The organism is Nocardia niigatensis NBRC 100131 (genome assembly GCF_000308655.1).
In the GTDB taxonomy this organism is placed as follows: Bacteria; Actinomycetota; Actinomycetes; order Mycobacteriales; family Mycobacteriaceae; genus Nocardia; species Nocardia niigatensis.
This window is the reverse complement of record NZ_BAGC01000039.1, coordinates 44,580-68,395: the sequence shown is the minus strand read 5'-3', so window position 1 is coordinate 68,395 and position 23,816 is coordinate 44,580. Positions and strand designations below refer to the sequence as shown.

Annotated in this window: 19 protein-coding genes and 1 pseudogene; 11 read left to right on the top strand and 9 right to left on the bottom strand. The window is 69.5% G+C overall.

Annotated elements, in window-relative coordinates; genetic code table 11:
• Positions 1-9: 9 nt before the first annotated feature.
• From ON33_RS12405 to ON33_RS12395, 3 genes are all read left to right on the top strand, one after another.
• Positions 10-1,023 carry an Rv2578c family radical SAM protein gene (locus tag ON33_RS12405; protein ID WP_040858596.1) on the top strand — a complete coding sequence of 338 codons (1,014 nt, stop codon included), beginning with the start codon at positions 10-12 and terminating at the stop codon, positions 1,021-1,023.
• 106 nt (positions 1,024-1,129) lie between these two features.
• Positions 1,130-3,094, top strand: coding sequence for a 2-oxoacid:acceptor oxidoreductase subunit alpha (locus ON33_RS12400; RefSeq protein WP_083868907.1), 1,965 nt, complete (start codon positions 1,130-1,132; stop codon positions 3,092-3,094).
• Positions 3,094-4,173: a 2-oxoacid:ferredoxin oxidoreductase subunit beta gene (locus tag ON33_RS12395; protein WP_040858595.1), complete on the top strand. Its 1,080-nt coding sequence runs from the start codon at positions 3,094-3,096 to the stop codon at positions 4,171-4,173. The genes ON33_RS12400 and ON33_RS12395 overlap by 1 nt, the downstream gene beginning before the upstream one ends.
• A gap of 10 nt (positions 4,174-4,183) precedes the next feature.
• Here the strand turns inward: ON33_RS12395 and ON33_RS12390 are convergent, their stop codons facing one another.
• Entirely contained in the window at positions 4,184-4,603 is a 420-nt protein-coding gene (locus ON33_RS12390; protein WP_245550496.1) for a hypothetical protein, read from the bottom strand.
• Between the two features lie 307 nt (positions 4,604-4,910).
• Complete coding sequence (gene ypfJ / locus ON33_RS12385) at positions 4,911-5,834, bottom strand: KPN_02809 family neutral zinc metallopeptidase (RefSeq protein ID WP_040858592.1); 924 nt, start codon at positions 5,832-5,834, stop codon at positions 4,911-4,913.
• Positions 5,835-5,954: 120 nt separating this feature from the next.
• On the opposite strand from ypfJ, the gene aspS reads away from it, so the two are divergent.
• Entirely contained in the window at positions 5,955-7,748 is a 1,794-nt protein-coding gene (gene aspS, locus ON33_RS12380; protein ID WP_040858687.1) for an aspartate--tRNA ligase, read from the top strand.
• 125 nt (positions 7,749-7,873) lie between these two features.
• Here the strand turns inward: aspS and ON33_RS43985 are convergent, their stop codons facing one another.
• Positions 7,874-8,929 (bottom strand): DUF2189 domain-containing protein, encoded by a 1,056-nt coding sequence (locus tag ON33_RS43985; protein WP_040858591.1) that lies wholly within the window; start codon positions 8,927-8,929, stop codon positions 7,874-7,876.
• A gap of 195 nt (positions 8,930-9,124) precedes the next feature.
• Here ON33_RS43985 and ON33_RS12370 point away from each other — a divergent pair, with 195 nt between their 5' ends.
• Both ON33_RS12370 and ON33_RS12365 read left to right on the top strand, forming a co-directional pair.
• Positions 9,125-10,294 (top strand): phosphotransferase family protein, encoded by a 1,170-nt coding sequence (locus ON33_RS12370; protein WP_040858590.1) that lies wholly within the window; start codon positions 9,125-9,127, stop codon positions 10,292-10,294.
• Between the two features lie 109 nt (positions 10,295-10,403).
• A complete protein-coding gene (locus tag ON33_RS12365; RefSeq protein WP_040858589.1) occupies positions 10,404-11,762 on the top strand; it encodes a replication-associated recombination protein A in 1,359 nt (452 codons plus the stop codon).
• Between the two features lie 89 nt (positions 11,763-11,851).
• Here the strand turns inward: ON33_RS12365 and ON33_RS12360 are convergent, their stop codons facing one another.
• The gene (locus tag ON33_RS12360; protein WP_245550495.1) at positions 11,852-12,511 is read right to left on the bottom strand and encodes a CatB-related O-acetyltransferase; all 660 of its coding nucleotides are present in this window, start codon (positions 12,509-12,511) and stop codon (positions 11,852-11,854) included.
• Between the two features lie 71 nt (positions 12,512-12,582).
• On the opposite strand from ON33_RS12360, the gene alaS reads away from it, so the two are divergent.
• The 4 genes from alaS to ON33_RS12340 all read left to right on the top strand — a co-directional run bounded on the left by alaS (position 12,583) and on the right by ON33_RS12340 (position 18,219).
• Complete coding sequence (gene alaS, locus ON33_RS12355) at positions 12,583-15,249, top strand: alanine--tRNA ligase (protein WP_040858588.1); 2,667 nt, start codon at positions 12,583-12,585, stop codon at positions 15,247-15,249.
• Between the two features lie 204 nt (positions 15,250-15,453).
• Positions 15,454-15,906: a Holliday junction resolvase RuvX gene (gene ruvX / locus ON33_RS12350; protein ID WP_040858683.1), complete on the top strand. Its 453-nt coding sequence runs from the start codon at positions 15,454-15,456 to the stop codon at positions 15,904-15,906.
• Positions 15,903-17,420: an endolytic transglycosylase MltG gene (gene mltG / locus ON33_RS12345; protein ID WP_040858587.1), complete on the top strand. Its 1,518-nt coding sequence runs from the start codon at positions 15,903-15,905 to the stop codon at positions 17,418-17,420. The genes ruvX and mltG overlap by 4 nt, the downstream gene beginning before the upstream one ends.
• A complete protein-coding gene (locus ON33_RS12340) occupies positions 17,395-18,219 on the top strand; it encodes a shikimate dehydrogenase (protein ID WP_083868904.1) in 825 nt (274 codons plus the stop codon). The genes mltG and ON33_RS12340 overlap by 26 nt, the downstream gene beginning before the upstream one ends.
• 18 nt (positions 18,220-18,237) lie before the next feature.
• On the opposite strand, the gene ON33_RS12335 is transcribed toward ON33_RS12340, so the two are convergent.
• The gene (locus ON33_RS12335) at positions 18,238-18,711 is read right to left on the bottom strand and encodes a DUF3291 domain-containing protein (protein ID WP_218001415.1); all 474 of its coding nucleotides are present in this window, start codon (positions 18,709-18,711) and stop codon (positions 18,238-18,240) included.
• Between the two features lie 13 nt (positions 18,712-18,724).
• Complete coding sequence (locus ON33_RS12330; RefSeq protein WP_040858584.1) at positions 18,725-19,342, bottom strand: helix-turn-helix transcriptional regulator; 618 nt, start codon at positions 19,340-19,342, stop codon at positions 18,725-18,727.
• 123 nt (positions 19,343-19,465) lie between these two features.
• Here ON33_RS12330 and ON33_RS12325 point away from each other — a divergent pair, with 123 nt between their 5' ends.
• Positions 19,466-19,948 carry a B-4DMT family transporter gene (locus ON33_RS12325; protein WP_051151998.1) on the top strand — a complete coding sequence of 161 codons (483 nt, stop codon included), beginning with the start codon at positions 19,466-19,468 and terminating at the stop codon, positions 19,946-19,948.
• A gap of 149 nt (positions 19,949-20,097) precedes the next feature.
• On the opposite strand, the gene aroB is transcribed toward ON33_RS12325, so the two are convergent.
• The 3 genes and pseudogenes from aroB to aroC all read right to left on the bottom strand — a co-directional run bounded on the left by aroB (position 20,098) and on the right by aroC (position 23,791).
• Entirely contained in the window at positions 20,098-21,216 is a 1,119-nt protein-coding gene (aroB, locus tag ON33_RS12320) for a 3-dehydroquinate synthase (protein WP_040858583.1), read from the bottom strand.
• A gap of 767 nt (positions 21,217-21,983) precedes the next feature.
• Positions 21,984-22,469 (bottom strand): annotated as a pseudogene (locus tag ON33_RS43275) (shikimate kinase); the annotation flags it as partial.
• Positions 22,470-22,585: 116 nt separating this feature from the next.
• Positions 22,586-23,791 (bottom strand): chorismate synthase, encoded by a 1,206-nt coding sequence (aroC, locus tag ON33_RS12310; RefSeq protein ID WP_083868912.1) that lies wholly within the window; start codon positions 23,789-23,791, stop codon positions 22,586-22,588.
• Positions 23,792-23,816: the final 25 nt, after the last annotated feature.

Below are 23,816 nucleotides of genomic sequence, written 5' to 3'. Positions count from 1 at the left end.
ACTGGGGTAGTGCGTTGGCAAAGGCAAACCCTCGGCGCCGATGACGGCGCGCTGCCCGGGCTCGAACGTGCGGGCTTCGTACGCAGCGTACAGACGCCCGACTTCGAGGGCATCACGTTTCACGAGGTGCTCTGCAAGAGTGCCCTGAACCGGGTGCCCGACAGCAATCTGCCCTTCAGCTGGACCATCAATCCCATGCGTGGTTGCTCGCACGCGTGCCGCTACTGCTTCGCTCGCGGTACGCACGAGTACCTCGACCTGGACGCGGGCGCGGATTTCGACTCCCAGATCGTGGTCAAGACCAATGTGGTCCCGATTCTTCGGCGCGAACTGCACAGGCGGTCGTGGCGGCGGGAATCGGTTGCGCTGGGCACGAATACCGATCCCTACCAGCGCGCCGAGGGCCGCTACCGGCTCATGCCCGGCATCATCTCCGCGCTTGCCGAATCCGGCACCGGATTCTCGATCCTGACCAAAGGCACGCTGTTGCGGCGGGATCTGCCACTGCTGGTCCAGGCCGCCGGGCAGGTGCCGGTGCATCTCGCGGTCTCCATCGCCATTCTGGATGAGGAGCTGCACCGCGGCCTCGAGCCCGGCACGCCGTCGCCGCGGGCGCGGCTGGAGCTGGTGCGCACCCTGGCCGATGCCGGATTCGCGGTGAATGTCATGGTGGCGCCGGTCATTCCGTATCTCACCGACTCGCAGGCGCATCTCGACGCGCTCTTCGCCGCCATCGCCGAGGCCGGGGCCGCCGGCGTCACGGCCTTCCCCATGCATCTGCGCGGTTCCACCCGCGGGTGGTTCCTCAACTGGCTGGCCGAAGCCCACCCGGCGCTGCTGCGGCGCTACCGGCAGCTGTATGGTCGCAGTACTTCGGTGACACTGGAGTATTCTGCGTGGCTACGCGGCCGAATCGAGCCGTTGCTGGAGAAGCACCGTTTGAACCGTGATCGGCCGGCCGAACCCGAGGTCCGCGCCGCCGAATCGCACACGCCCGATCCGCAGTTGGCGTTGTTCGCCTGACGGCGGTTCTTTGATCGAAACCATTGCACTTCACGGGTGTGTCGCGAATATTGCGGAGTAGTTTGGCGTTGGTACCTCACACCTGACGAGGAAGTGATGCACGCGCATGGTTTCGCAGCATGACGACTCTGTGACGGCCGGAAACGGCGGCGCCACAGGGAAATTGGCGGTCGAGAAACTGGAGAGGGTGGTCATCCGCTTCGCGGGTGACTCCGGTGACGGTATGCAGCTCACCGGTGACCGTTTCACCCACGAGGCAGCCGCCTTCGGCAATGACCTTGCCACCCAACCGAACTTTCCCGCGGAGATCCGCGCACCCCAGGGCACCCTGCCTGGCGTGTCGTCGTTTCAGATCCAGATCGCGGACTACGACATCCTCACCGCGGGTGACCAGCCGGACGTGCTGGTGGCCATGAATCCCGCTGCGCTGAAGGCGAATCTGGAGGATTTGGCCCGCGGGGCGACGGTGATCGTGAATACTGACGAATTCACCAAACGCAATCTCGCCAAGGTCGGTTATGCCGGTGATCCGCTCACCGATGACACGTTGACCGATTTCGTGGTGCACCGGGTGCCCATGACCTCGCTGACGCTCGGGGCAACCGAGCCGACCGGTGTGGGTAAAAAGGATGGGCAGCGCGCGAAGAATATGTTCGCGCTCGGTTTGCTGTCCTGGATGTACGGGCGGCCCATCGGCGGCACCGAACAGTTCATGCGGGAGAAATTCGCGGCCATACCGGATGTCGCCGAAGCGAATATCCTCGCATTCCGGGCAGGCTGGAATTACGGCGAAACGACCGAGGCCTTCGCCACCACCTACGAGGTAGCTCCCGCGACGCTGCCGCCCGGCACCTACCGGCAGATCACCGGGAACACCGCGCTCGCCTACGGCATCGTCACCGCCGGGCAGCTGTCCGGGCTGCCGGTCTTCCTGGGCACCTACCCGATCACCCCGGCCTCGGACATCCTGCACGAACTGAGCAAGCACAAGAACTTCGGCGTCACCACCTTCCAGGCCGAGGACGAGATCGCCGGCATCGGCGCGGCGCTGGGCGCGGCACTGGGCGGTGCGCTCGGGGTGACCAGTACGTCCGGTCCGGGCTTGGCGCTCAAGAGTGAGACCATCGGCCTGGCCGTCATGACCGAGCTGCCGCTGGTGATCATCGACGTGCAGCGCGGCGGGCCGTCCACCGGACTGCCCACCAAAACCGAACAGGCCGACCTACTGCAGGCGCTCTACGGGCGCAATGGCGAGTCGCCGGTGGCCATCGTCGCGCCGCGCTCGCCCGCGGACTGCTTCGACGCCGCGTTGGACGCGGCCCGCATCGCACTGACCTACCGCACCCCGGTGCTGCTGCTGTCCGACGGCGCCATCGCCAATGGTTCCGAGCCGTGGGCGATTCCGCAGGTCACCGAGCTGGCCCCGATCGATCCCGGCTTCGAACCCGGTGGCGCGGAGGGGGATTCGTTCCAGCCCTACGCGCGCGATCCGGAGACCCTGGCCCGGCCGCTGGCCGTGCCCGGCACCGTGGGCCGCGCCCACCGCATCGGCGGGCTCGAAAAGGCCGACGGCAGCGGCAATATCTCCTACGAACCGGCCAATCACGAGCTGATGGTGCGGATCCGGCAGGCCAAGATCGACGGCATCGCGGTGCCCGACCTCGAGGTCGACGATCCGGGGGATCGCGCCGAACTGCTGCTCATCGGCTGGGGCAGCTCCTACGGGCCGATCGGCGAGGCGTGCCGGCGGGCGCGGCGGCGCGGGGTGCCGGTGGCGCAGGCGCATCTGCGGCATCTGAATCCCTTCCCGGCCAACCTCGGCGAGGTGCTGCGCCGCTACCGCACCGTGGTCTGCCCGGAGATGAACGGCGGCCAGCTGGCCATGCTGCTGCGCGCCCGCTACCTGGTGGACGTGCAACCGTGGACCAAGATCGCGGGCACCGCCTTCCAAGCACAGGAACTGGTCGGCGTCATCGACGCGGCCCTGGACGGTTCCATCGCGGAGATGGAACAGGCCAAGGCCTTCGCCGCACGCGCGCGGGCGACCTACCGGACCCCAGGGGGCAAGTGATGACCATTCTCGAAAATCCGCTCGTGGGAACCGATCTCGGTCTCTCCGGACTGTCCGGCGTGCCGCGGGCCGACGGGCCGCAGAAGGCGAAGGACTACACCTCCGATCAGGAGGTGCGCTGGTGCCCGGGCTGTGGCGACTACGTCATCCTGGCCACCGTGCGCGGCTTCCTGGCCGATCTGGGGCTCGAGCGCGAGAACCTCATGTTCGTGTCCGGTATCGGCTGCTCGAGCCGGTTCCCGTACTACCTGGAGGCGTACGGGATCCATTCGATCCACGGGCGGGCCCCGGCCATCGCCACCGGTATGGCGGTGACCCGGCCCGACCTGTCGGTCTGGGTGGTGACCGGGGACGGCGACGCGCTGTCCATCGGCGGCAATCACCTCATCCACGCGCTGCGCCGCAATGTGAACATGACGATCCTGTTGTTCAACAACCGGATCTACGGCCTCACCAAGGGGCAGTACTCGCCGACCTCGGAGGCCGGGAAGGTCACCAAGTCCACTCCGATGGGCTCGGTGGACCATCCGTTCAACACCCTGTCGGTCGCGCTCGGCGCCGAGGCCACCTTCGCGGCCCGGGCGCTGGACTCGGATCGGACCGGGCTCAACGAGGTGCTGCGCGCCGCCGCCGAGCACCGCGGCACCTCGTTCGTGGAGATCCTGCAGGACTGCCCGATCTTCAATGACGGCTCGTTCGACGCGCTGCGCCGGGAGAACGCCGAATCGCATCTCATCCGTTTGCGGCACGGTGAGCCGATCCGTTTCGGCGCGGACGGTGAATTCGCCGTGGTCCGCGACGGTTTCGGCCTGCGGGTGGCGCGCGCCGACAGCGTCGCCGAGTCCGAGCTGGTGGTTCACGACGCCTATACCGACCACCCGGAATACGCCTACGCCCTGTCCCGCCTGTCCGACCAGGACCTCACCCACGTGGTGACCGGCATCTTCCGCAGCGTCTCCCGGCCCACCTACGACGACGGCGTCCGCGCCCAGCTGACCACCGCCGTCGAGCGCACACCGGTGAGCGGTGACTCGCTGCAGGAGCTGCTCACCGGCCGCGAGACCTGGACGGTCGGCTGAGCTTCCGCCGTCAGGCCGGAACGAAGGCGTTCAGCAGGCGCTGGAACAGATCGTCGAAGCGCTTGCGGGACGCCTTCTGGTCATCGGTGAGCCCGTCGGACACTTCGGGGGCGTACACGATCAGGTGCACGTCCTGCTCGGGCGACTGCGGCATGTAGTCGATGATCGAGGTGCCCTTGTCGGACTGCTCCGGCGTGCCCATGTCCATGGCGGCCAGCGCCTCGACCTCGGTGGCCGCGGCCCCGAGGACATCGGCGGGGATGCTCCCGTTCACCGGCTGAGCGTCGTTGTCGGCGCGCTTCACCGCCCGCCCGTCGGGCTGGACCTCGAGCGACGGGTGCAGATCCGTGCGCGTCTGCCATCCCGCGGGCATGGCCGTCAGCGTGAACAGCGCCACCGACCGCGCGGGCGCGGGCGCCGGATCGGCCATCGCGAATCCTCCCGCACCCGTGAGCATCACGGTCGCCGCCGCCGTGGCCGCCGCCGCGCGCCACCCGCGTCGCCGCGGCACACCGCCTCGACGCCATGACACCTCCCCCTGTCCCATTTCACCGAAAAGTCCTGCCGCCCTGGCGATCCGCATCCCACTCCTCCGAATTACCCTGCGGGCACCCACCCGCCGCCGCCGATTCTGCCGCCCGCCTGGCGCTCGCCCACGGAGCCACGCCGACAGCGGGCATCGCCCGAGACGACGAGGTCCCCGGGCCAGGGGACCGGGGACCTCGGGGCGGATACGTTCAGCGGAGGGCGGGCGGGTTGTTCAGGTCCGCTGCCGAGAAGGTGTCACAGGCCTTGACCTGGCCGGTCTTGTAGCCGGTGAGGAACCACTTCTGGCGTTCCTCGGAGGAGCCGTGGGTCCACGCCTCGGGGTTCACGCGGCCCGTGGAGGCCTTCTGGATGCGGTCGTCGCCGACGGCCGAGGCGGCGGAGAGCGCGTCGCGGATGTCGTTGTCGGTCAACGGCTTCAGGAACGGGGTGCTGGATCCGGGCGCGGGGAGCTTGTCGGCGTAGTAGGCCCAGACGCCGGCGTAGCAGTCCGCCTGGAGTTCGGTGCGGACCGCGCCGGACTCGGGGCCCTTGGGGTCGCGCTGGGCGCGGTTGATATCGCCGAGCAGGTTCTGGATGTGGTGGCCGAACTCGTGGGCGACCACGTACTCCTGGGCGAGCGGGCCGCCGCTGGAGCCGAAGCGGTCGACCAGTTCCTGGAAGAAACTGGTGTCGAAATAAGCGGTCTGGTCGGCGGGACAGTAGAACGGGCCCACCGCCGAGGACGCCTTGCCGCAGGCGGTGTTGACCGCACCCGAGAACAGCGTGACCTTCGGGACCACGTACTTGCGGTTGGTCTGTTTGGACAGCTCGGTGCTCCACACCCCGTCGAGGCTCTGCGCGGTGGCGATCACCCGGCAATCGACGTACTTGTTGGCGTCCGCACCGGTCTTGCAGTGCTGTGGAGTGACCGCGGTGTTCGACTGGGTCTTGCTGTCCGCGCCGGTGAACTGGCCCAGGATGCTGCCCGGGTCACCGCCCAGCAGCAACGCCACGATCACCGCGATGATGCCCACGGCACCGCCGCCGAGAGCCAATCCGCCGCCCATGCCCGGTCCGCCGCCGCCACCACTCACCCGGTTCGGGTCGATTTGCAGGCCCTCGTTGAAGGTCATGGCTATCACTGTGACACGGGCGAGTCGATATCGGTTTCCACTCGCTGAATGTGTCTCTCTACGATGGGTCTGCACCTGGTCACATCTCCCCGGTGCTTCGAGCCCGTCGAAAGGAATCCCGTGCTGCGCACCCACTTGGCTGGTTCGCTGCGAAGCGAGCACGCCGGTCAGACCGTCACCCTCACCGGCTGGGTGGCCCGGCGGCGAGACCACGGTGGCGTGATCTTCATCGATCTGCGCGATGCGTCGGGTATTGCCCAGGCCGTCTTCCGTGAAGGCGAGCCCGCGGAGGCTGCCCACAAGCTGCGCAACGAGTTCGTCGTCAAGGTCATCGGCGTGGTCGAGAACCGCCCGGCCGGCAGCGAGAACCCGAACCTGCCGACGGGTGCCATCGAGGTCAATGTGACCGAGCTCGAGGTGCTCAACGAGGCCGCGCCGCTGCCGTTCCAGCTCGACGACGAGCCGGGCGAGGAGGCCCGGCTCAAGTACCGCTACCTGGACCTGCGCCGCGAAGGCCCGGCGCACGCGATCCGGCTGCGCTCGAAGGTGAATGCCGCCGCCCGCGAGGTGCTGGCCAAGCATGCCTTCATCGAGGTCGAGACCCCGACCATGACCCGTTCCACCCCGGAGGGCGCGCGCGACTTCCTGGTCCCGGCCCGCCTGGCGCCCGGCAAGTTCTATGCGCTGCCGCAGTCGCCGCAGCTGTTCAAGCAGCTGCTCATGGTCGGCGGCATCGAGCGCTACTTCCAGATCGCGCGCTGCTACCGCGACGAGGACTTCCGCGCCGACCGCCAGCCCGAGTTCACCCAGCTCGACATCGAGATGAGCTTCGTCGAGCAGGAGGACGTCATCCTGCTGGCCGAGGACATCCTCGCCGCGCTGTGGCGGCTGGTCGGTTACGAGATCCCGACCCCGATTCCGCACATGACCTTCGCCGAGGCCATGCGCCGCTACGGTTCCGACAAGCCGGACCTGCGGTTCGAGGTCGAGATCACCGAGATGATGGAGTACTTCAAGGACACGTCGTTCCGCGTGTTCCAGGCTCCCTACGTCGGTGCCGTGGTCATGCCGGGCGGTGCCTCGCAGCCGCGCCGCCAGTTCGACGCCTGGCAGGAGTGGGCCAAGCAGCGCGGCGCCAAGGGCCTGGCCTACATCACCTTCAACGAGGACGGCACCCTCGGCGGCCCGGTCGCCAAGAACCTCACCGACGCCGAGCGCGAGGGCCTGGCCAAGCAGGTCGGCGCGGTTCCCGGTGACTGTGTCTTCTTCGCCGCCGGTGACACGAAGTCCAGCCGGGCGCTGCTGGGCGCGGCCCGCGGTGAGATCGCCCGCAGGTGCGGCCTCATCGACGAGAACGCCTGGGCCTTCGTGTGGATCGTGGACGCCCCCATGTTCGAGCCCGCCGCCGACGCCACCGCGAGCGGCGATGTGGCCCTGGGGCATTCGGCCTGGACCGCCGTGCACCACGCCTTCACCTCGCCCATGCCCGAGCACCTGGACACCTTCGACACCGACCCGGGTACGGCGCTGGCCTACGCCTACGACATCGTCTGCAACGGCAACGAGATCGGCGGCGGTTCGGTCCGTATCCACCGCCGCGACGTGCAGGAACGCGTCTTCAAGGTGATGGGTATCGGCGAGGAGGAGGCGCAGGAGAAGTTCGGCTTCCTGCTCGACGCCTTCTCCTACGGTGCTCCGCCCATGGGCGGCATCGCCTTCGGCTGGGATCGGATCACCGCGCTGCTGGCCGGCGTGGACTCGATCCGCGAGGTCATCGCGTTCCCGAAGTCGGGCGGTGGCGTCGACCCGCTGACCGACGCGCCCACCCCGATCACCCCGCAGCAGCGGCAGGAGGCGGGACTCAACGCCAAGCTGGACGCGAACGGCAACCCGGTCAAGGAAGACGCCAAGTAGCCGGATCACCTGGTAACGCCGCACCGCACGTCACCGTGTAGTGCGGCGTTTTCGTGTGCAGCGCGGCGTTTCGGGTATGGCACACCAGGTGGCTCGGCGACGGCTGAGCCACAGGCGAATCGGACTCAGACGACCAACCGGCCGGTGAGGGTACGGTAAGCGTAGGTGGTGGCGATGGCGGTCACCGGGCCGGCGACCAGCAGGCCCAGACCGCACAGCAGCGTGCCGATCACGGTCATGATCAGCACCGCGAGCGCGAGCAGGCTGACGTGCAGCGCGTTGGCGATCACCAGCCGCACGCTGGATTGGATTGCGGCGATCGGATTCTGGTCCTGGTCGATCACGAAGTGCAGCGCGAACATGCACAGCACGCCCACGATGATCGCGGGGAACACGCACGCGATCGAGGCCACGAAGCACAGCGCGAACACCATGAGCGCGGTGATCAGCACATTTCCGGCATTCACGAATCCGAAGAAGGCCGGGAAATCCGGTGGCGTCCCGTCGGTTTCGTAGAGCGCGCCGCGGATCATGGCGGCCTGCAGCAGCCACACCACCAGCGACGCCACCGCGAACAGCAGCACCACCGCGGACAGCGACTGCACCTCAACCATATTCACCAGCAGGGTGACCACCAGCCAGGCGATCATGCCGATCAGCACCATGCCCACCCAGGGAATGGGATTGAGCCGGAACCGATCCCAGCCGTAGGTGAGGGCCGCGCCGACATCGAGGGTCTCGCGGGGCGGCGTATAGACCTGCTGCGACGCCGGCTGCGCGGGCGGGGGACCGGCGGGCGGCGCCATCGCACCCGGCGGGAATCCGCCCGGCGGAGGCGGATTGCCGCCGGGCGGCATGCCGCCCCGCGGCAACTGCTGCGGTGTGCCGGGGCCGTAGCCGGCCGGCGGTTGTGACGCACCCGGCTGTGGGGTGAAGGCCGGCGGAGCTTCTACCGGCTCGCTGCCGTACTGCGCGGCGCCGGGTCCGTCGAACTGCGGGTACCCGGCGAGCCCGGGCATCTGGTGGCGGGCGGGCGCCGGGCCCGGTTCGGGCGCGCCGGAAACCGGTGCGGGCTCGGGGTTTTGGTGCTGCCCCGGGTGGGGCGGATACGGCTCGCCGCCTCCCGCGCCCGGACGGTCGCCCGAGGGGTCGTACGGTGCTGAGGGCGGCGTGCCAGTCATGGTCGCAAGCCTTTCACATTTCCCGGTTTACGGTGTGGCGCACAGCAAGTGACCATGAGACAACTAGACGGTCCTGGTTGTGTCAAGCAACCAGCGCCGCGTGGGCAAACCCTTTACAAAGACACGCCGTCCGACGCGCGAAAGGTTGCGCAACCGCTCGCTGAAAGTGACCTGACGGGAGTAACTTGGGTTCCGATGACCGCACTATTGGCCGAACGCGCCGCCGAAGTCGTGTCCGCGGCACAACAGTTGCTCACAAAGCGAATGGGTGCTGCGGTAAAGCTGAGTGACCCCATGGAACTCAGCGGCAGTGGTAGGACGACGGTGCTCCGCGTCCGCGTTGCGGAGAACGCCTTCTCCCTACCTCGCACACTCATAATCAAGCAGGTTGCCGGCGGGACGAACCACCGACGCACCGGTGGCATGGCCCCCGGTGTGGCCAGCATCGACTCCGCATTCCTGCGCGAGGCGGTCTCCTACCAGTTCACCACCGCCCTCGGCCGCGACCATCGGCCCGGCGCCTACCTGCTCGGCTACAGCCTTCCGGACCGCCTGCTCATTCTCAGCGACCTCGGCGAGAACACCTCTCTCACCGCGGTCCTGCAGTCCGGCGCGGAACCGAGCGGACGCAATGCGCTCATGGCATTCGCGCAGGCACTGGGCCGTATGCACGCGGCGACCGTCGGCCGCGAGGCGGACTTCGTGGCGCTGCTGCGCCGCGTGGATGTGGTGCATCGCGTGGACGGCATTGCGCAGCAAGCCGAATCCGCGGTCGCCGAGGTGCCGATCATGCTGCAGCGTGAACTGGGCATCGAGGTGCCGGGCGAGATCGCCGAGCGGATCGTGCGCGGCAACCGCCTCTTCTCCGCCGGCCGCTACCGTGCCTTCAGCCCCTCCGACCTGTGCCCCGACAATGTCATCCTCAATGACGAGGGCGCGCGGTTCCTCGACTACGAGTGGGGCGGCTTCCGCGACGCCACCCTCGACATCGCCTACGCCCTGGTCTCCTTCCCGGGCTGCCTGTGCGATTTCGAGCTGTCGCGCGAACGCGCCCGCCAGATGGTGGAGGCCTGGCGCTCCGAGGTGGTCGCGGTGTGGCCGGCCCTCGCCGATGACGACGTGCTCGCCGAGCGCATTCTCGAGGCCCGGCTCATCTGGGTGTGGCTGTCCACCTACTGGTTCCTGCCCGCCGACCACGCGCGCATCGCTGCCGCGCGCGAGCACGGCCTGTCCATCCCGCGCTCGGCCGCGCTCATCAACCGGTGGGCCGCGCTCGCCGAGGATGCCCGCTGCACCGGCGACGACACCCTCGGCGACTTCGCCGAACACGTCTCGGCCACCTTGGAAGAACACTGGGAGGAGTGATCCTCCGCGTTGGCGCGGGCCGGGATCCGAGGCTGGATCGCGGCCCGCACCGCTGTGCGCGGCCTCGGGGCGGGCGAGCGTGTCGGAGTCGCTGGGTAGGGTCGTCGGCGTGAGTGATGGGCTGTTCGATGCGCCGGGCACGCAGGCCGTGTCCGACGACTACGAGACGGGAGCCACGCGCATTCCCAGTGGTGACGACCGCTTCGCGCCGCTGGCCGTGCGCATGCGCCCGCGCACCCTCGACGAGGTGGTGGGGCAGCAGCATCTGCTCGGACCCGGCTCGCCGCTGCGGCGGCTGATCGAAGGGTCCGGCGCCGCGTCGGTGCTGCTGTACGGGCCGCCCGGAACGGGCAAGACCACGCTCGCCTCGCTGCTGTCGCAGGCCACGGGCCGGCGCTTCGAAGCCCTGTCGGCGCTGTCCGCGGGCGTGAAGGAGGTGCGCGCGGTCATCGATCTGGCGCGCCGCCGGCTCACCGTGGGCGAACAGACCGTGCTGTTCATCGATGAGGTGCACCGGTTTTCGAAGACCCAGCAGGACGCGCTGCTCGCGGCCGTGGAGAACCGTATCGTGCTGCTGGTCGCGGCGACGACCGAGAATCCGTCGTTCTCGGTGGTGTCGCCGCTGCTGTCGCGGTCGCTGGTGCTGCAGTTGCAGTCCTTGTCGGAGGATGACATTCGCACCGTGCTCACCCGCGCCATCGAGGATCCGCGCGGGCTCGCGGGGGAGTACACGGTCACCGACCAGGCGCTCGATCACATCGTGCGCGTCGCGGGCGGTGACGCCCGCCGCTCGCTCACCGCGCTGGAGGCCTCGGCCGAATCCTCCCTGGACGGCACTGTCGGCGTGGAACTCGTCGAGGCCAGCGTCGACAAGGCCGCGGTGCGCTACGACCGCGCCGGTGACCAGCACTACGACGTGATCAGCGCGTTCATCAAGTCACTGCGCGGCTCGGATGTCGATGCCGCGCTGCACTATCTGGCCCGCATGATCAGCGCCGGCGAGGATCCGCGATTCATAGCCCGCCGCTTGATGATCCAGGCCAGCGAGGAGGTCGGCATGGCCGACCCGACCGCGCTGCAGACCGCGGTCGCCGCGGCGCAGGTGGTGCAGCTGGTCGGCATGCCGGAGGCGCAGCTGGCCCTGACCCAGGCCACCATCCATATCGCCACCGCCCCGAAATCGGGCGCCGTGGTGAAGGGCATCGGCGCGGCCATGGCCGATGTGCGCGCGGGCAAGGCGGGCGCGGTGCCCGCTCATCTGCGCGACGGCCATTACGCGGGTGCGGCGGCGCTCGGCAATGCCCAGGGCTACAGGTACCCGCACGATCACCCGGATGGTGTTCTCGGGCAGCAGTATCCGCCGGACGAACTGGTCGGCGTGGACTACTACCACCCGACCGATCACGGGTACGAGCGCGAAGTCGGTCCCCGGGTGACCAAACTCCGCCGCATCGTCCGGGGTAGATAGCGCCGCCTGCGCGTGTGCTGCACGCGCCGAATTGCAGCGACTGCCAGAAGAAGTCGTCCGGTGTGCCGCGAATCCGCTTGCGGCGCGGGTCAGTCCGCCAGCAGCCCGTTGTGGATGGCGATCCGCTCGATCTCCGCGGGCGTGCCGCCCATGATGGTGCGCACGCTCTCGGTGATCAGCTCGATCGGCCAGTTCCACCAGGCGGCCCGCACCAGTCGCGCCACATCCGCGTCGGGGAAGCGCTGCTTCACCGGCTGCGCCGGATTGCCGCCCACGATCGTGTAGGGCGGCACGTCGGCGGTGACGACCGCGCCGGTGGCGATGATCGCGCCGTCGCCGATCCGCACGCCCGGCATGATCAGCGTGTGGTAGCCGAACCACACGTCGTTGCCGACCACGGTGTCGCCCTTGGACGGGATCGAGGTGAGGAGGTCCATGGTCTCCTCGGCCCAGGCGCCGCCGAAGATGGTGAACGGAAAGGTCGACACGCCCGAGGTCGGGTGGTTGGCGCCCGCCATGATGAAGCGGGTGTCGCTCGCGATGGCGCAGAATTTGCCGATGATCAGCTTCTCCGGCCCGAAGGCGTAGAGCACATTCTCGGTCTCGAAGGCGGTCGGCGCCTGCGGATCGTCGAAGTAGCTGAAGTCGCCGACCTCGATATTCGGCGAGGTGACGTGCGGTTTCAGGAAGATGGTGCGGTGTGCGTGGGGGAGGGGGAAGCGCTGGGATGGGTCCGGGATCACAGTCACTCCGGCGATGGTAGCTATCGCCCGGTGGTGGGTGGAAACGCCCTGGGCCCGGACCGGTAGGCTGGACGGTTGTGCAGACCCACGAGATTCGACGGCGCTTCCTGGAGCATTTCGTAAAGGCCGGACATACCGAGGTACCGAGTGCCTCGCTGATCCTGGCCGACCCCAACCTGCTGTTCGTCAACGCAGGCATGGTCCAGTTCGTGCCGTATTTCCTCGGTCAGCAGACCCCGCCTTTCGACACCGCGACCAGCGTGCAGAAGTGCGTGCGCACCGGCGACATCGAGAACGTCGGCGTCACCACCCGTCACAACACCTTCTTCCAGATGGCGGGCAACTTCTCCTTCGGCGACTACTTCAAGCGCGGGGCCATGGAGCTGGCCTGGTCGCTGCTCACCAAGCCGGTCGAGGACGGCGGCTACGGCTTCGACCCCGAAAAGCTCTGGGTCACGGTCTATCTCGACGATGACGAGGCCGAGCGGATCTGGCGTGAGCTGGGTGTGCCGGACGAGCGCATCCAGCGTCGCGGCATGGCCGACAACTACTGGTCCATGGGCATCCCCGGCCCGTGCGGCCCGTGCTCGGAGATCTACTTCGACCGCGGCCCCGAGTACGGCGTCGAGGGCGGCCCGGAGGCCGACGAGGACCGCTACCTCGAAATCTGGAACCTCGTGTTCATGCAGAACGAGCGCGGCGCGGGTCGTGGCAAGGACGACTTCGAGATCCTGGGCCCGCTGCCGAAGAAGAACATCGACACCGGCATGGGCATCGAGCGCGTCGCGTTCCTTTTGCAGGGTGTCGACAACGTCTACGAGACCGATCTGCTGCGCCCGATCATCAACAAGGCCGAGGAACTGACCGGCCGCTCCTACGGTGTCGAGCACACCGACGACGTGCGCTTCCGTGTCATCGCCGATCACGCGCGCACCGCGGCCATGCTGATCGGCGACGGTGTGAACCCCGGCAACGACGGCCGCGGCTACGTGCTGCGCCGCCTGCTGCGCCGCATCGTGCGCTCGGCCCGCCTGCTGGGCGCCGAGAAGCCGGTGATGGGCGAGTTCATCAAGGTCGTCGCCGACCTCATGTCGCCGTCCTACCCCGAACTCCTCACCGACTTCAAGCGGATCGAAACCGTGGCCGTCGGTGAGGAAGCCGCGTTCCTCAAGACCCTGAGCACCGGCACCAAGCTGTTCGACGAGACCGTCGACGACGTGAAGGCCCAGGGCAGCAAGAAGATCAGCGGCACCGACGCGTTCACCCTGCACGACACCTACGGCTTCCCGATCGACCTGACCCTGGAGATGGCCGCCGAGGCCGGCCTGCAGGTCGACGAGGAGGGCTTCCGAGCGCTCATGGCCGAGCAGCGCAAGCGGGCCAAGGAGGACGCGCTCTCGCGCAAGCACGCGCACGCCGACCTCACCGTCTACAAGGAGTTCGTGGACCGCGGCGCGACCGAGTTCACCGGTTTCGACGAACTGTCCACCGAGGCGACGGTGCTGGCGCTGATCAAGGACGGCGTCCGGGTGCCGGTCGCCGAGGCCGGGCAGGACGTCGAGGTGATCCTCGACCGCAGCCCGCTCTACGCCGAGTCCGGTGGTCAGATCGCCGACCGCGGTTCGCTGGTGTCGTCGCACGGGCTGAAGGTGACGGTCAACGACGTGCAGAAGATCGCCAAGAAGGTGTGGGTGCACAAGTCCACCGTCGAGGCCGGTCAGCTCACCGAGGGCGACACGGTGCTGGCCCAGGTCGATCCGTCCTGGCGGCACGGCGCCACCCAGGGCCACTCGGGCACCCACATGGTGCACGCCGCGCTGCGACAGGTGCTGGGCCCCAACGCCGTTCAGGCCGGCTCGCTCAACAAGCCGGGCTACCTGCGCTTCGACTTCAACTGGCAGGGCGCGCTGTCCGAGCAGCAGAAGGCCGAGATCGAGGCCGTCTCGAACAACGCGGTCGCCGACGACTTCCAGGTCAACACCTTCGTCACCGACCTGACCTCCGCCAAGAAGATGGGCGCCATGGCCCTGTTCGGCGAGAACTACGGCGACGAGGTGCGTGTCGTGGAGATCGGCGGGCCGTTCTCCATGGAGCTCTGCGGTGGCACCCACGTGCAGCACTCCTCGCAGATCGGCCCGATCACCGTGCTCGGTGAGTCGTCGGTCGGTTCCGGCATCCGCCGCGTGGAAGCCTTCGTCGGCCTGGACTCCTACCGGTACCTGGCCAAGGAGCGGGCGCTGCTCGCCGGCATCGCCTCCTCGCTGAAGGTGCCGTCGGAAGAGGTGCCCGGCCGGGTCGAGCAGCTCGTCGAGCGGTTGAAGGTCGCCGAGAAGGAACTCGAGCGCACCAAGATGGCGGCCGTGCTGTCCAGCGCGGGCACCTTCGTGGAGCAGGCCCAGCGGGTCGGCAAGGTGCTGCTCGTCGCCGCCGCCGCGCCCGCGGGCGTGGGTGCGGGCGATCTGCGCACCCTGGTGCAGGACATCAAGGGCCGCTTCGGTTCCGAGCCCGCCATCGTGGTGCTGCTCGGCAATGCCGACGGCAAGGTGCCGTTCGTCGCCGCGGTCACCAAGGCCGCTCAGGATCTCGGCATCAAGGCCGGGGACCTGGTGTCCGCCTTCGGTCCGGCCATCTCCGGCCGGGGTGGCGGCAAGCCCGAGATGGCCCAGGGCGCGGGTTCCGACCCGTCGGGCATCGAGGCGGGTCTGGCCGCCCTGCGCGCGCGGGTCGCCGAGCTCGCCGGGTAAATGGGCGACTCGGACACAGCCGATAACCCGGGTCCCGCAGGCGGGACCCGGTCCACCCCCGGAGCAGACCCGGCAGGGGCTGATTCGGGGCATTCCGCGGGATTCGCTCGCCCGCCGACCGAGGCCTCCGGCGTCTCGGCCGGCGGGCGGGGCTTCGCGTCCGAGCGGCCCTCGCCGGAACGGGATCCGGGCCGCGGCCGGCGCATCGGCATCGACGTGGGTTCGGTCCGCATCGGTGTCGCCTCCAGCGATCCGGACGGCCTGCTGGCCACTCCGGTGGAGACGGTGCCGCGCGCCAAGAAGGTCGCGCCCGGCACCCTCGCGTCCGATCTGGCGAGAATTGCCGACATTGTGCGGGAGTACGAGGCAGTCGAAGTGATCGTCGGCCTGCCGCGCACATTGCGCGGGGAGAGCGGCTCGTCGGCTAAGCTGGCGGCCACCTTCGCGGGGCGTTTGCGGGCCCTGATCGCGCCGGTGCCGGTGCGACTTTCCGACGAACGTTTGACTACGGTGTCTGCTGCACGTGCGTTGCGAGACAGTGGAGTTCGCGCACGCGGGCAGCGGCAGGTCATCGATCAAGCCGCCGCCGTGTCGATCCTGCAAGGATGGTTGGACGAACGGAGTGCCCTTTTGAAGCCGCGCGGTGATGACGCATGACCGACCGCTGGACGCGGGCCGAGGAACGCTACCGGCAGAACGCCGAACGGCGTTACCGCCGCGACGATCTCGACTGGTCCGAGGCGGACGATTACGAGGACGACACCACCGTCATTCCCCGCTACGAGGATGAGCGTTACGACGACGAGCACTATCAGGGTGAGGAGTACGACGAGGAGCCTCCGCTGGAGCCGGAACCGCCGCGCCGCGGCACACCCCAGCGGCCCGAGCGCGGCCGGGGCGGCGAGCGGGCCCAGCGCGCCGAGCGTGGCCGCCGCGCCACCCGGTCGCAGTCACGGGCCGGTGGTGGATCGCGGGGCGGCCAGCGCCCCAAGCGATCCCGGATGGCGTCGCGGAAGGCGGCCGAGCGCAAGCGGCGGCGCCGCAATCTGTTCGTCATCGCGGGCGTGTTCGCCGTATTGTTCGTCGGCGCAGTCGGATTCGCGGGCTGGAAGTTCGTCGGCAAGCTGAGCCCGCCGCCCGACTTCTCCGGTCCGCAGGGCCCGCTGGTCGTCATCCAGATCAAGTCGGGCGACACCTCCACGCAGATCGCGCAGACCATGGCAGACAAGGGCGTGGTGGCCAGCAGCGGCGCGTTCTACGAGGCGGCCGTGCGCAATACGAACATGAACTCCATCCAGCCCGGCTATTACGCCATTCCCGGCCACAGCAAGGGCTCGGAGGCGGTGACCGCGCTGTTCAGCAAGGAAGCCCGGGTCGGCAACGTGGTCATCTCCGAGGGCCGCCAGCTGCACGACTCCAGCGACGTCACCACCGGCGCGCGCAAGGACGGCATCTACCGCAAGATCGCCGAGGCCAGCTGCGTCGGCACCGGCACCGCCGCCAAGTGCGTCACCTACGAGCAGCTCGACCAGGCCGGGGCCACCGCCGATCCGGCCGCGCTGGGCGTACCCGCGTGGGCGCTGGAGCGGGTCAAGTCGGTGCCGGATCGTTCCCGTCAGCTCGAGGGCCTGATCGCCGGCGGCACCTGGGATTTCGATCCCAGCGCCAACGCGCTCGACATCCTCAAGCAACTGGTGACCTCGAGCGCCATGAGCTACGAGGCCACCGGGATCGCGCAGTCCGGCGCGGCGAACGGCCTGACCCCCTACGACACGCTCATCGCGGCGTCGCTGGTGGAGCGGGAGGCGCTGCCGCAGGACATGTCGAAGGTGGCGCGGGTCATCGTGAACCGGCTCGCCGCGCAGCAGCCGCTGCAGTTCGACTCCACCGTCAACTACACCCTCGACAAGACCGAGGTCGCCACCACGGACTCCGACCGTGCGCGCAAGACGCCGTGGAACACCTACGCCATGGCCGGCCTGCCCGCCACGCCGATCTCCGCGCCGTCGCTGGATGCCATGCGCGCCATGGAGAATCCCGCGCCCGGGCCGTGGCTGTACTTCGTGACCGTCGACAAGCAGGGCACCACGTTGTTCACCGAGGACTACAAGGAGCACCTGCGCAATATCGAAAAGGCCAGGCAGAGTGGAATCCTCGACAGTGGGCGGTAGCCGGCGGGCCGCCGTGCTCGGCAGCCCCATCGCCCATTCCCGGTCGCCGCAACTGCATCTGGCGGCCTACCGGGCGCTGGGCCTGGACTGGAGCTACGAGCGCATCGAGTGCACCGCCGAGCAGCTGCCCGGCCTGGTGGACGGGCTCGGCCCGGAGTGGGTCGGGCTGTCGGTGACCATGCCCGGCAAGGTCGCCGCTCTCGACTACGCCGACGAGCGCACCGAGCGCGCGGTCCTGGTCGGCTCCGCGAACACCCTGGTGCGCACCGAATCCGGCTGGCGCGCCGACTGCACCGACGTGGACGGCGTGCGCGGCGCGCTGGAAGGCGCGGGCGTACAGGAGATCTCCCGTGCCGTCGTGCTGGGTGCGGGCGGCACCGCCCGCCCGGCCCTGCTGGCGTTGTCGGACCTGGGCGCGCACACCGTGACCATCGTGGCTCGCGACCGTGGGCGCGCCGCCGGCACCCTGGAACTGGCCGAGCAGCTGGGTATGTCGGCCGAGGTGCTCGGGTTCGACCCCGAGGGCCTGCTGTTCGTCTGCTCCGACGTGGACGCCGTCGTCAGCACCGTGCCCGCCGAAGCCGCTGCGGCTGTTGCGGATTCGGTGGCGGCCGCCCCAGTGGTGCTCGACGCCATCTACAACCCGTGGCCCACGCCCCTCGCGGAAGCGGTTGCCCGGGCGGGCAATACCGTGGTCAGCGGCCTGGAGATGCTGCTGAACCAGGCCTACGGGCAGGTCGAGCAGTTCACCGGCAAGCCCGCCCCGCGCGCGGAAATGGCTGCGGCCCTGCGGGATTGAATCGCCGAGCATCATCCACTAATCCAGAACGGCCGCGGATGCTTCCGCGGCCGTTTCCGGTTCGAACCCCTGGCGGAAGGTGAAAGCGTAAGGCGTCGGGCCGTTCTCGCGCAGGTGGTCCAGCCGTGCCATGGCGTCGGCCAGGGTGGGCAGCGTGCCCGCCGGTACCCACCACAGCACCATGAACACCTCGCGCAGCGGGACGAACCACTCCCGGCGACGGCGCACGAACTCCAGGTGGCCGCTGCGATAGACGTAGTCGAACAACGCGTTCCGCGATTCCCACACGCTCATGTTCACGAGCATGTGCGGGTCGTCGTAGGGGCGCAGGGAGGTGGCGTTGTTGGATTCGCCATCCACCATGCGCCAGACGAAGCCGGGGGAGGAGTCGGCGACGGCATTGATCTCGTCGAGGGCCGTGAAGAATTCGGCGACCCGGGGATCGCCTTCGGGGGCGACCATGCGCCCGATATTGAGCTGTGCGAGGTGCATGGCTCGACTATAACTAGTCGACATTGGTTTTAGAAAAGCTCACGCAGCATCGGCCCGGCGCCGGATCCATTCGCGCGGTCCAGCCCGCCACCGCGGCCGAGCCCGCCAGCATGGCCAGATTCATGCCGCAGACCAGGGGCGGGAAGTCCAGGGCCAGTTGATGGAATGGGCAATTACGCAGGCGGAGGGTGTCGCCGTCGAGATAGGGCTCGTAGCCGCGCTCCCGCAGCGCCTCGACCAGATCGCCGCCCGCCAGGTCCGGGCCGTGTCCGGCGGCCGCCCGCGCGATGGCCTCCTCGAAGCCCTCGTGCTCGACCGCCTCGGCGAGAACCGTTGCGACCGTGCGATAGTCGCGCGCCGGCAGCGTGACCGCGAACTCCGCGCCGGCCCGCCGGTAGAACTTGGCGGGCCGTCCCGAACCGGGTCCGGTGCGGCCCTCGGGGCGGCGGAACACCGCGTCCAGCAGTCCGGCCTCGGCGAGCTTGTCCAGATGGAAGGCCGCCAGCGGCCGTTTGATCTCGGCCGCCGCGGCCGCCTCGTCGCGGCTGACATCGTGGCCGGCGGCCGCGACATAGTCGTAGAGCCGCTTGCGGATCGGATCCTGCAGCAGGGCGACGGCTTCGATGCTCACGCTGTCTTTCTAGCAGCGTGTCGGGCCCGGCTGTGTCCGGCGGCCCCGCTCCGGCTATGGTTCTGGAACAAGTTTCAATTCATTCGGTTCGGCCGGGCGGCCGCGCAGGTTAAGGTGATCGTCATGAATGCGTGGGTGTTGCGCGCCGTGGGCTTGGGGGCGCTGACCGTTGTGCTGGAGGCCCTGCTCGGTTTCGGCATGAGGTACTGGCCGACCACGGGCGCCTGGATGCGGATCCTGTGCCTGATCGTGCTGGTCGGTGCGGTGATCGCGTGGGGTCTGCTGGACGGCCGCGCCGATCGGCGCGCCAATGCCGATCCCGATCGCGGCGCCGATCTGACCATGCGCTGGCTCAAGGCCGCACTCGCCGGTGGCATCGGCTCCGGGCTGGTCGCCTGGCTGCTCGACTTCGTGCCCGGCTTCGACCTCGGCGATCAGGGTCTGTTCTTCAACCTCACCTCGGGGGCGTCGTTCATCGTGCTGCTGATCTTCATCCCGGGCATGCTCGGTGTCACCGTCGGCCGCTGGCTGGCCGGCCGGAACGGCAAGCAGCAGCCGGGCACGCCCGCCGGCACCGCACCCAACCCGGAGCCCGCCAACGTCTGACGCTCCCGACGAGCACGACCCCCGCGCCACTCACGCTGTGGCGCGGGGGTTTTCGTATGCGGGGCCGATACGACAACGCCCGGGGCAGACACGACAGCGCCCGGCGCCGGGAGACCGGCGCCGGGCGCTGAGGTGAAAGCCGTTGCGTCCTACAGCAGAATCGCACCGCCGGTCGGGCCGCCCTCGCGGGCGATGGCCGAGTAGGCCGCGGCCAGCAGGCTCGGATCCGGGCCCTCGAGCCGGCCCGGCTTGGCCAGGCCGTCGAGCACCACGAAACGCAGCACGCCCGACCGGGTCTTCTTGTCGGTCTGCATGGTGTCCATCAACTGCGGTAGCGCGTCGGCGTCGTAGGTGGTGGGCAGGCCGATGCTCTCCAGGATGGTGCGGTGCCGCTCGGCGGTGGCATCGTCGAGCCGACCGGCCAGGCGGCCCAGTTCGGCCGCGAAGACCAGGCCCACCGAGACGGCCGCGCCGTGCCGCCACCGGTAGCGCTCGCGGCGCTCGATGGCGTGGCCCAGGGTGTGGCCGTAGTTGAGGATCTCGCGCAGATCCGATTCCTTGAGGTCGGCGGCGACCACATCGGCCTTGACCTGGATGGCGCGGCGGATGAGCTCGGGCAGCACGTCGCCGGTGGGGTCCAGGGCGGCCTGCGGGTCGCGCTCCACCAGCTCCAGGATCACCGGGTCGGCGATGAAACCGGCCTTGATGATCTCGGCCATGCCCGCCACGATCTCGTTGCGCGGCACAGTCTCCAGCGTGGCCAGGTCCACCATGACCGCGGCCGGCTCGTGGAAGCTGCCGACCAGGTTCTTGCCCGCCTCGGTATTGATGCCGGTCTTGCCGCCCACTGCGGCGTCCACCATGGCCAGCAGCGTGGTCGGCACATGCACGATGTCCACGCCGCGCATCCAGGTGGCGGCCACGAAACCGGACAGGTCGGTGGCCGCGCCACCGCCCAGGCTCACGATGACGTCCTTGCGGGTCAGGCCGATACGGCCGAGCACCTCCCAGCAGAAGCCCGCGACCTGCAGGTCCTTACCGGCCTCGGCATCGGGGATCTCCACCCGGTGCGCGTCGATGCCCTTGTCGGCGAGGGCCTTCCGCACCACCTCGGCGGTCTCGGCCAGCGGCGGCTGATAGAAGATCGCCACGGTCCGCACACCGGACCGGCCGGTCACCTCGTCGACCAGATCGCCCAGCAGCCCGCGCCCGATGATCACCGGGTACGGGTCGGCGGTGCGGACCTCGATGCGAGTCGGCTCGCTCATCAGGACTCCTCCGTGAATGGTCCCGCCCGAGGGCGGGGAAGTAGCGGGTCCCCGAAGGGATTTCGATCAGATCGGTGGTCGCCGGGCGGCGGCCGGACGCGGCAGGCTGTCGATCACGAGCCTCCGTCCGCCGTGGACGACGCCGGAGCGCTGGATTGCCCTGTGGCGCCGGCGTTCTCGTGCTCGCGGGCCCGCGCCCGGGCCCGGCGGGCCCGCGCCCGCCGGGAGCGGCCATTGCCGGGCGCGGCCACCGCGCCGGAGGGGCGGGCCGAATCCCGTTGTGCGGCGGGCGTGTCCTGTTCGGACGCGGACGACGCGGTGGCGGGATCCTGGCCACCGGCGGCCGCACTCGTGGGCGAACCGGCGGCGCGGGACGCCCGCCGGCGCCGTCCGCCCCCGGAACGCGCGCCCGGAGCATCGCCACGCGGTGCGCCGGACTCCTCGGTGTCGGACGTTCCCGTCGTGGCGGTGACCGCCGTGGTGTCGGCCGTCCGGCCACCGCGACGGCGCGAACGCCGGTTGCGCCGGGCCGGTTTCGTCCGCTCGACGGCGCCGGCCTCCGCGCCGGACGCGGTCTGCCCGGTGCCGGCGGCCGAATCGGCCTCGGCGGCAGTCGTGGTCGTGGCGGCGGTATCCGGCTTGTTCACCCCGCGACCCCGCCCGCCGCGACGGCGCTTGCGGCGCGCCCGGGAGCGGCTGCTCACGCCGGGCTCGGCGGTGGCGGGCTCGGTGGCCGAATCCTCCGGGCGCGCAATCGGTTCCAGACCCAGCTTGGCCAGGATCATGCGGACGACCCGGCCCGGGCTGCGGCCGTCGGTGCGCACCCGCACGGTCGCCACCTCGCGGTAGAGGGGGCGGCGGATCTTCATCAGCTCGCGGTACTTCTTGGCCGGATCGTCGCCGTTGAGCAGGGGCCGGTTGGTGCTGGCGCCGGTGCGGCGAAGTCCTTCGCCCACACTGATTTCCAGGTAGACGACGGTGCGGTCGCGCAGCAGGGCGCGCGTCGCGGCCGACAGCACCGAGCCGCCGCCGAGGGAGACCACGCCGTGCCCGGCGAGGACGGCGTCGCGGACGACCTCCTCCTCCATGCGGCGGAACTCCGGCTCGCCGTCCTCGGCGAAGATCTCCGGAATCGTGCGCCCGGCGCGCTCCTCGATCCCGGCGTCGGTGTCGTAGAGGTCCACGCCGAGTTCCCGGGCCAGCTTGCGCCCGATGGTCGACTTGCCCGCGCCCGGCGGGCCGACCAGCACCAGACTGACCGTGGGCCCGCCGGTTTCACCCGGCCCGCCCGCCGGTGCGGCGTCGGCGGTGTCGGCGAGCTCGGCCGCGGCCGGTTCCTGCTCGCCGGACACCGCGCTGTCGTCAGCGGTCACTGCCCGGCGTGGCCCGGGATGTGCGGACGAGCGTTGATCCGCTTCAGGTAGGCGTGGATGTTGTCGACGGTCTCGGGCAGCGAGTCGCCGCCGAACTTGTCCAGCACGGCCTGCGCCACGACCAGCGCCACCATCGCCTCGGCGACCACACCGGCCGCCGGGACCGCGCACACGTCCGAACGCTGGTGGATGGCCACGGCCTCCTCACCGGAGGACATGTCGACCGTCGACAGCGCCCGGGGCACCGTCGAGATCGGCTTCATGGCCGCACGCACGCGCAACGCCTCGCCATTGGTCATGCCGCCCTCCAGGCCGCCCGCGCGGTTGGTGGAGCGCAGCACGCCGTCGGGGCCCGGCCGCATCTCGTCGTGGGCCTGGCTGCCGCGGCGGCGAGCGGTCTCGAAACCGTCGCCGACCTCGACGCCCTTGATGGCCTGAATGCCCATGAGCGCGGCGGCCAGTCGCGAATCCAGGCGCGCCTCACCGGAGGTGAACGAGCCCAGACCGACGGGCAGGCCCTCGATGACGACCTCGACCACGCCGCCGAGGGTGTCGCCGTCCTTCTTGGCCGCCTCGATCTCGGCGATCATGGCCGCCTCGGCGTCCTTGTCGAACGCGCGCACCGGCGACTCGTCGATGGCGTCCAGGTCCGCGGCGGTCGGGACGACACCGGTGGTGTTGGCGGCGGCGCCGATGGACACCACGTGCGAGATCACCTCGACGCCCAGCGCCTGGCGCAGGAAGTTCCTGGCCACCGTGCCCGCCGCGACGCGCGCCGCGGTCTCGCGGGCGCTGGCGCGCTCCAGCACATTGCGGGCGTCGTCGAAGCCGTACTTGAGCATGCCCGAGTAGTCGGCGTGGCCCGGGCGGGGACGGGTCAGCGGGGCATTGCGGGCGAGGTCGGCAAGTTCGGCCTCGTCCACCGGGTCGGCGGACATGACCTGGGTCCACTTGGGCCACTCCGAGTTCGCCACCTCGATGGCGACCGGGCCGCCCATGGTGCGGCCGTGGCGCACGCCACCGACCATGGTGACGACGTCGGCCTCGAACTTCATCCGCGCGCCACGCCCGTACCCGAGTCGTCGCCGGGCCAGTTGCGCGCCGATCTCGGCGGAGGTCACCTCGACACCGGCCACCATCCCCTCGAGGATGGTGACGAGAGCAGGACCATGGGATTCTCCGGCAGTTATCCAGCGCAACACGAGTGACATCTTTCCATGACAACGG

Coding starts and splice junctions, on each gene's coding strand:
- ON33_RS43985 (WP_040858591.1), bottom strand. CDS start 8,929: ATGACTGGCACGCCGCCCTCAGCACCGTACGACCCCTCGGGCGACCGT.
- mltG (WP_040858587.1), top strand. CDS start 15,903: ATGACCGACCGCTGGACGCGGGCCGAGGAACGCTACCGGCAGAACGCC.
- ON33_RS12395 (WP_040858595.1), top strand. CDS start 3,094: ATGACCATTCTCGAAAATCCGCTCGTGGGAACCGATCTCGGTCTCTCC.
- ypfJ (WP_040858592.1), bottom strand. CDS start 5,834: ATGACCTTCAACGAGGGCCTGCAAATCGACCCGAACCGGGTGAGTGGT.
- aroB (WP_040858583.1), bottom strand. CDS start 21,216: ATGAGCGAGCCGACTCGCATCGAGGTCCGCACCGCCGACCCGTACCCG.
- ON33_RS12335 (WP_218001415.1), bottom strand. CDS start 18,711: ATGCACCTCGCACAGCTCAATATCGGGCGCATGGTCGCCCCCGAAGGC.
- ON33_RS12370 (WP_040858590.1), top strand. CDS start 9,125: ATGACCGCACTATTGGCCGAACGCGCCGCCGAAGTCGTGTCCGCGGCA.
- ON33_RS12325 (WP_051151998.1), top strand. CDS start 19,466: ATGAATGCGTGGGTGTTGCGCGCCGTGGGCTTGGGGGCGCTGACCGTT.
- ON33_RS12390 (WP_245550496.1), bottom strand. CDS start 4,603: ATGGCCGATCCGGCGCCCGCGCCCGCGCGGTCGGTGGCGCTGTTCACG.
- ON33_RS12400 (WP_083868907.1), top strand. CDS start 1,130: ATGGTTTCGCAGCATGACGACTCTGTGACGGCCGGAAACGGCGGCGCC.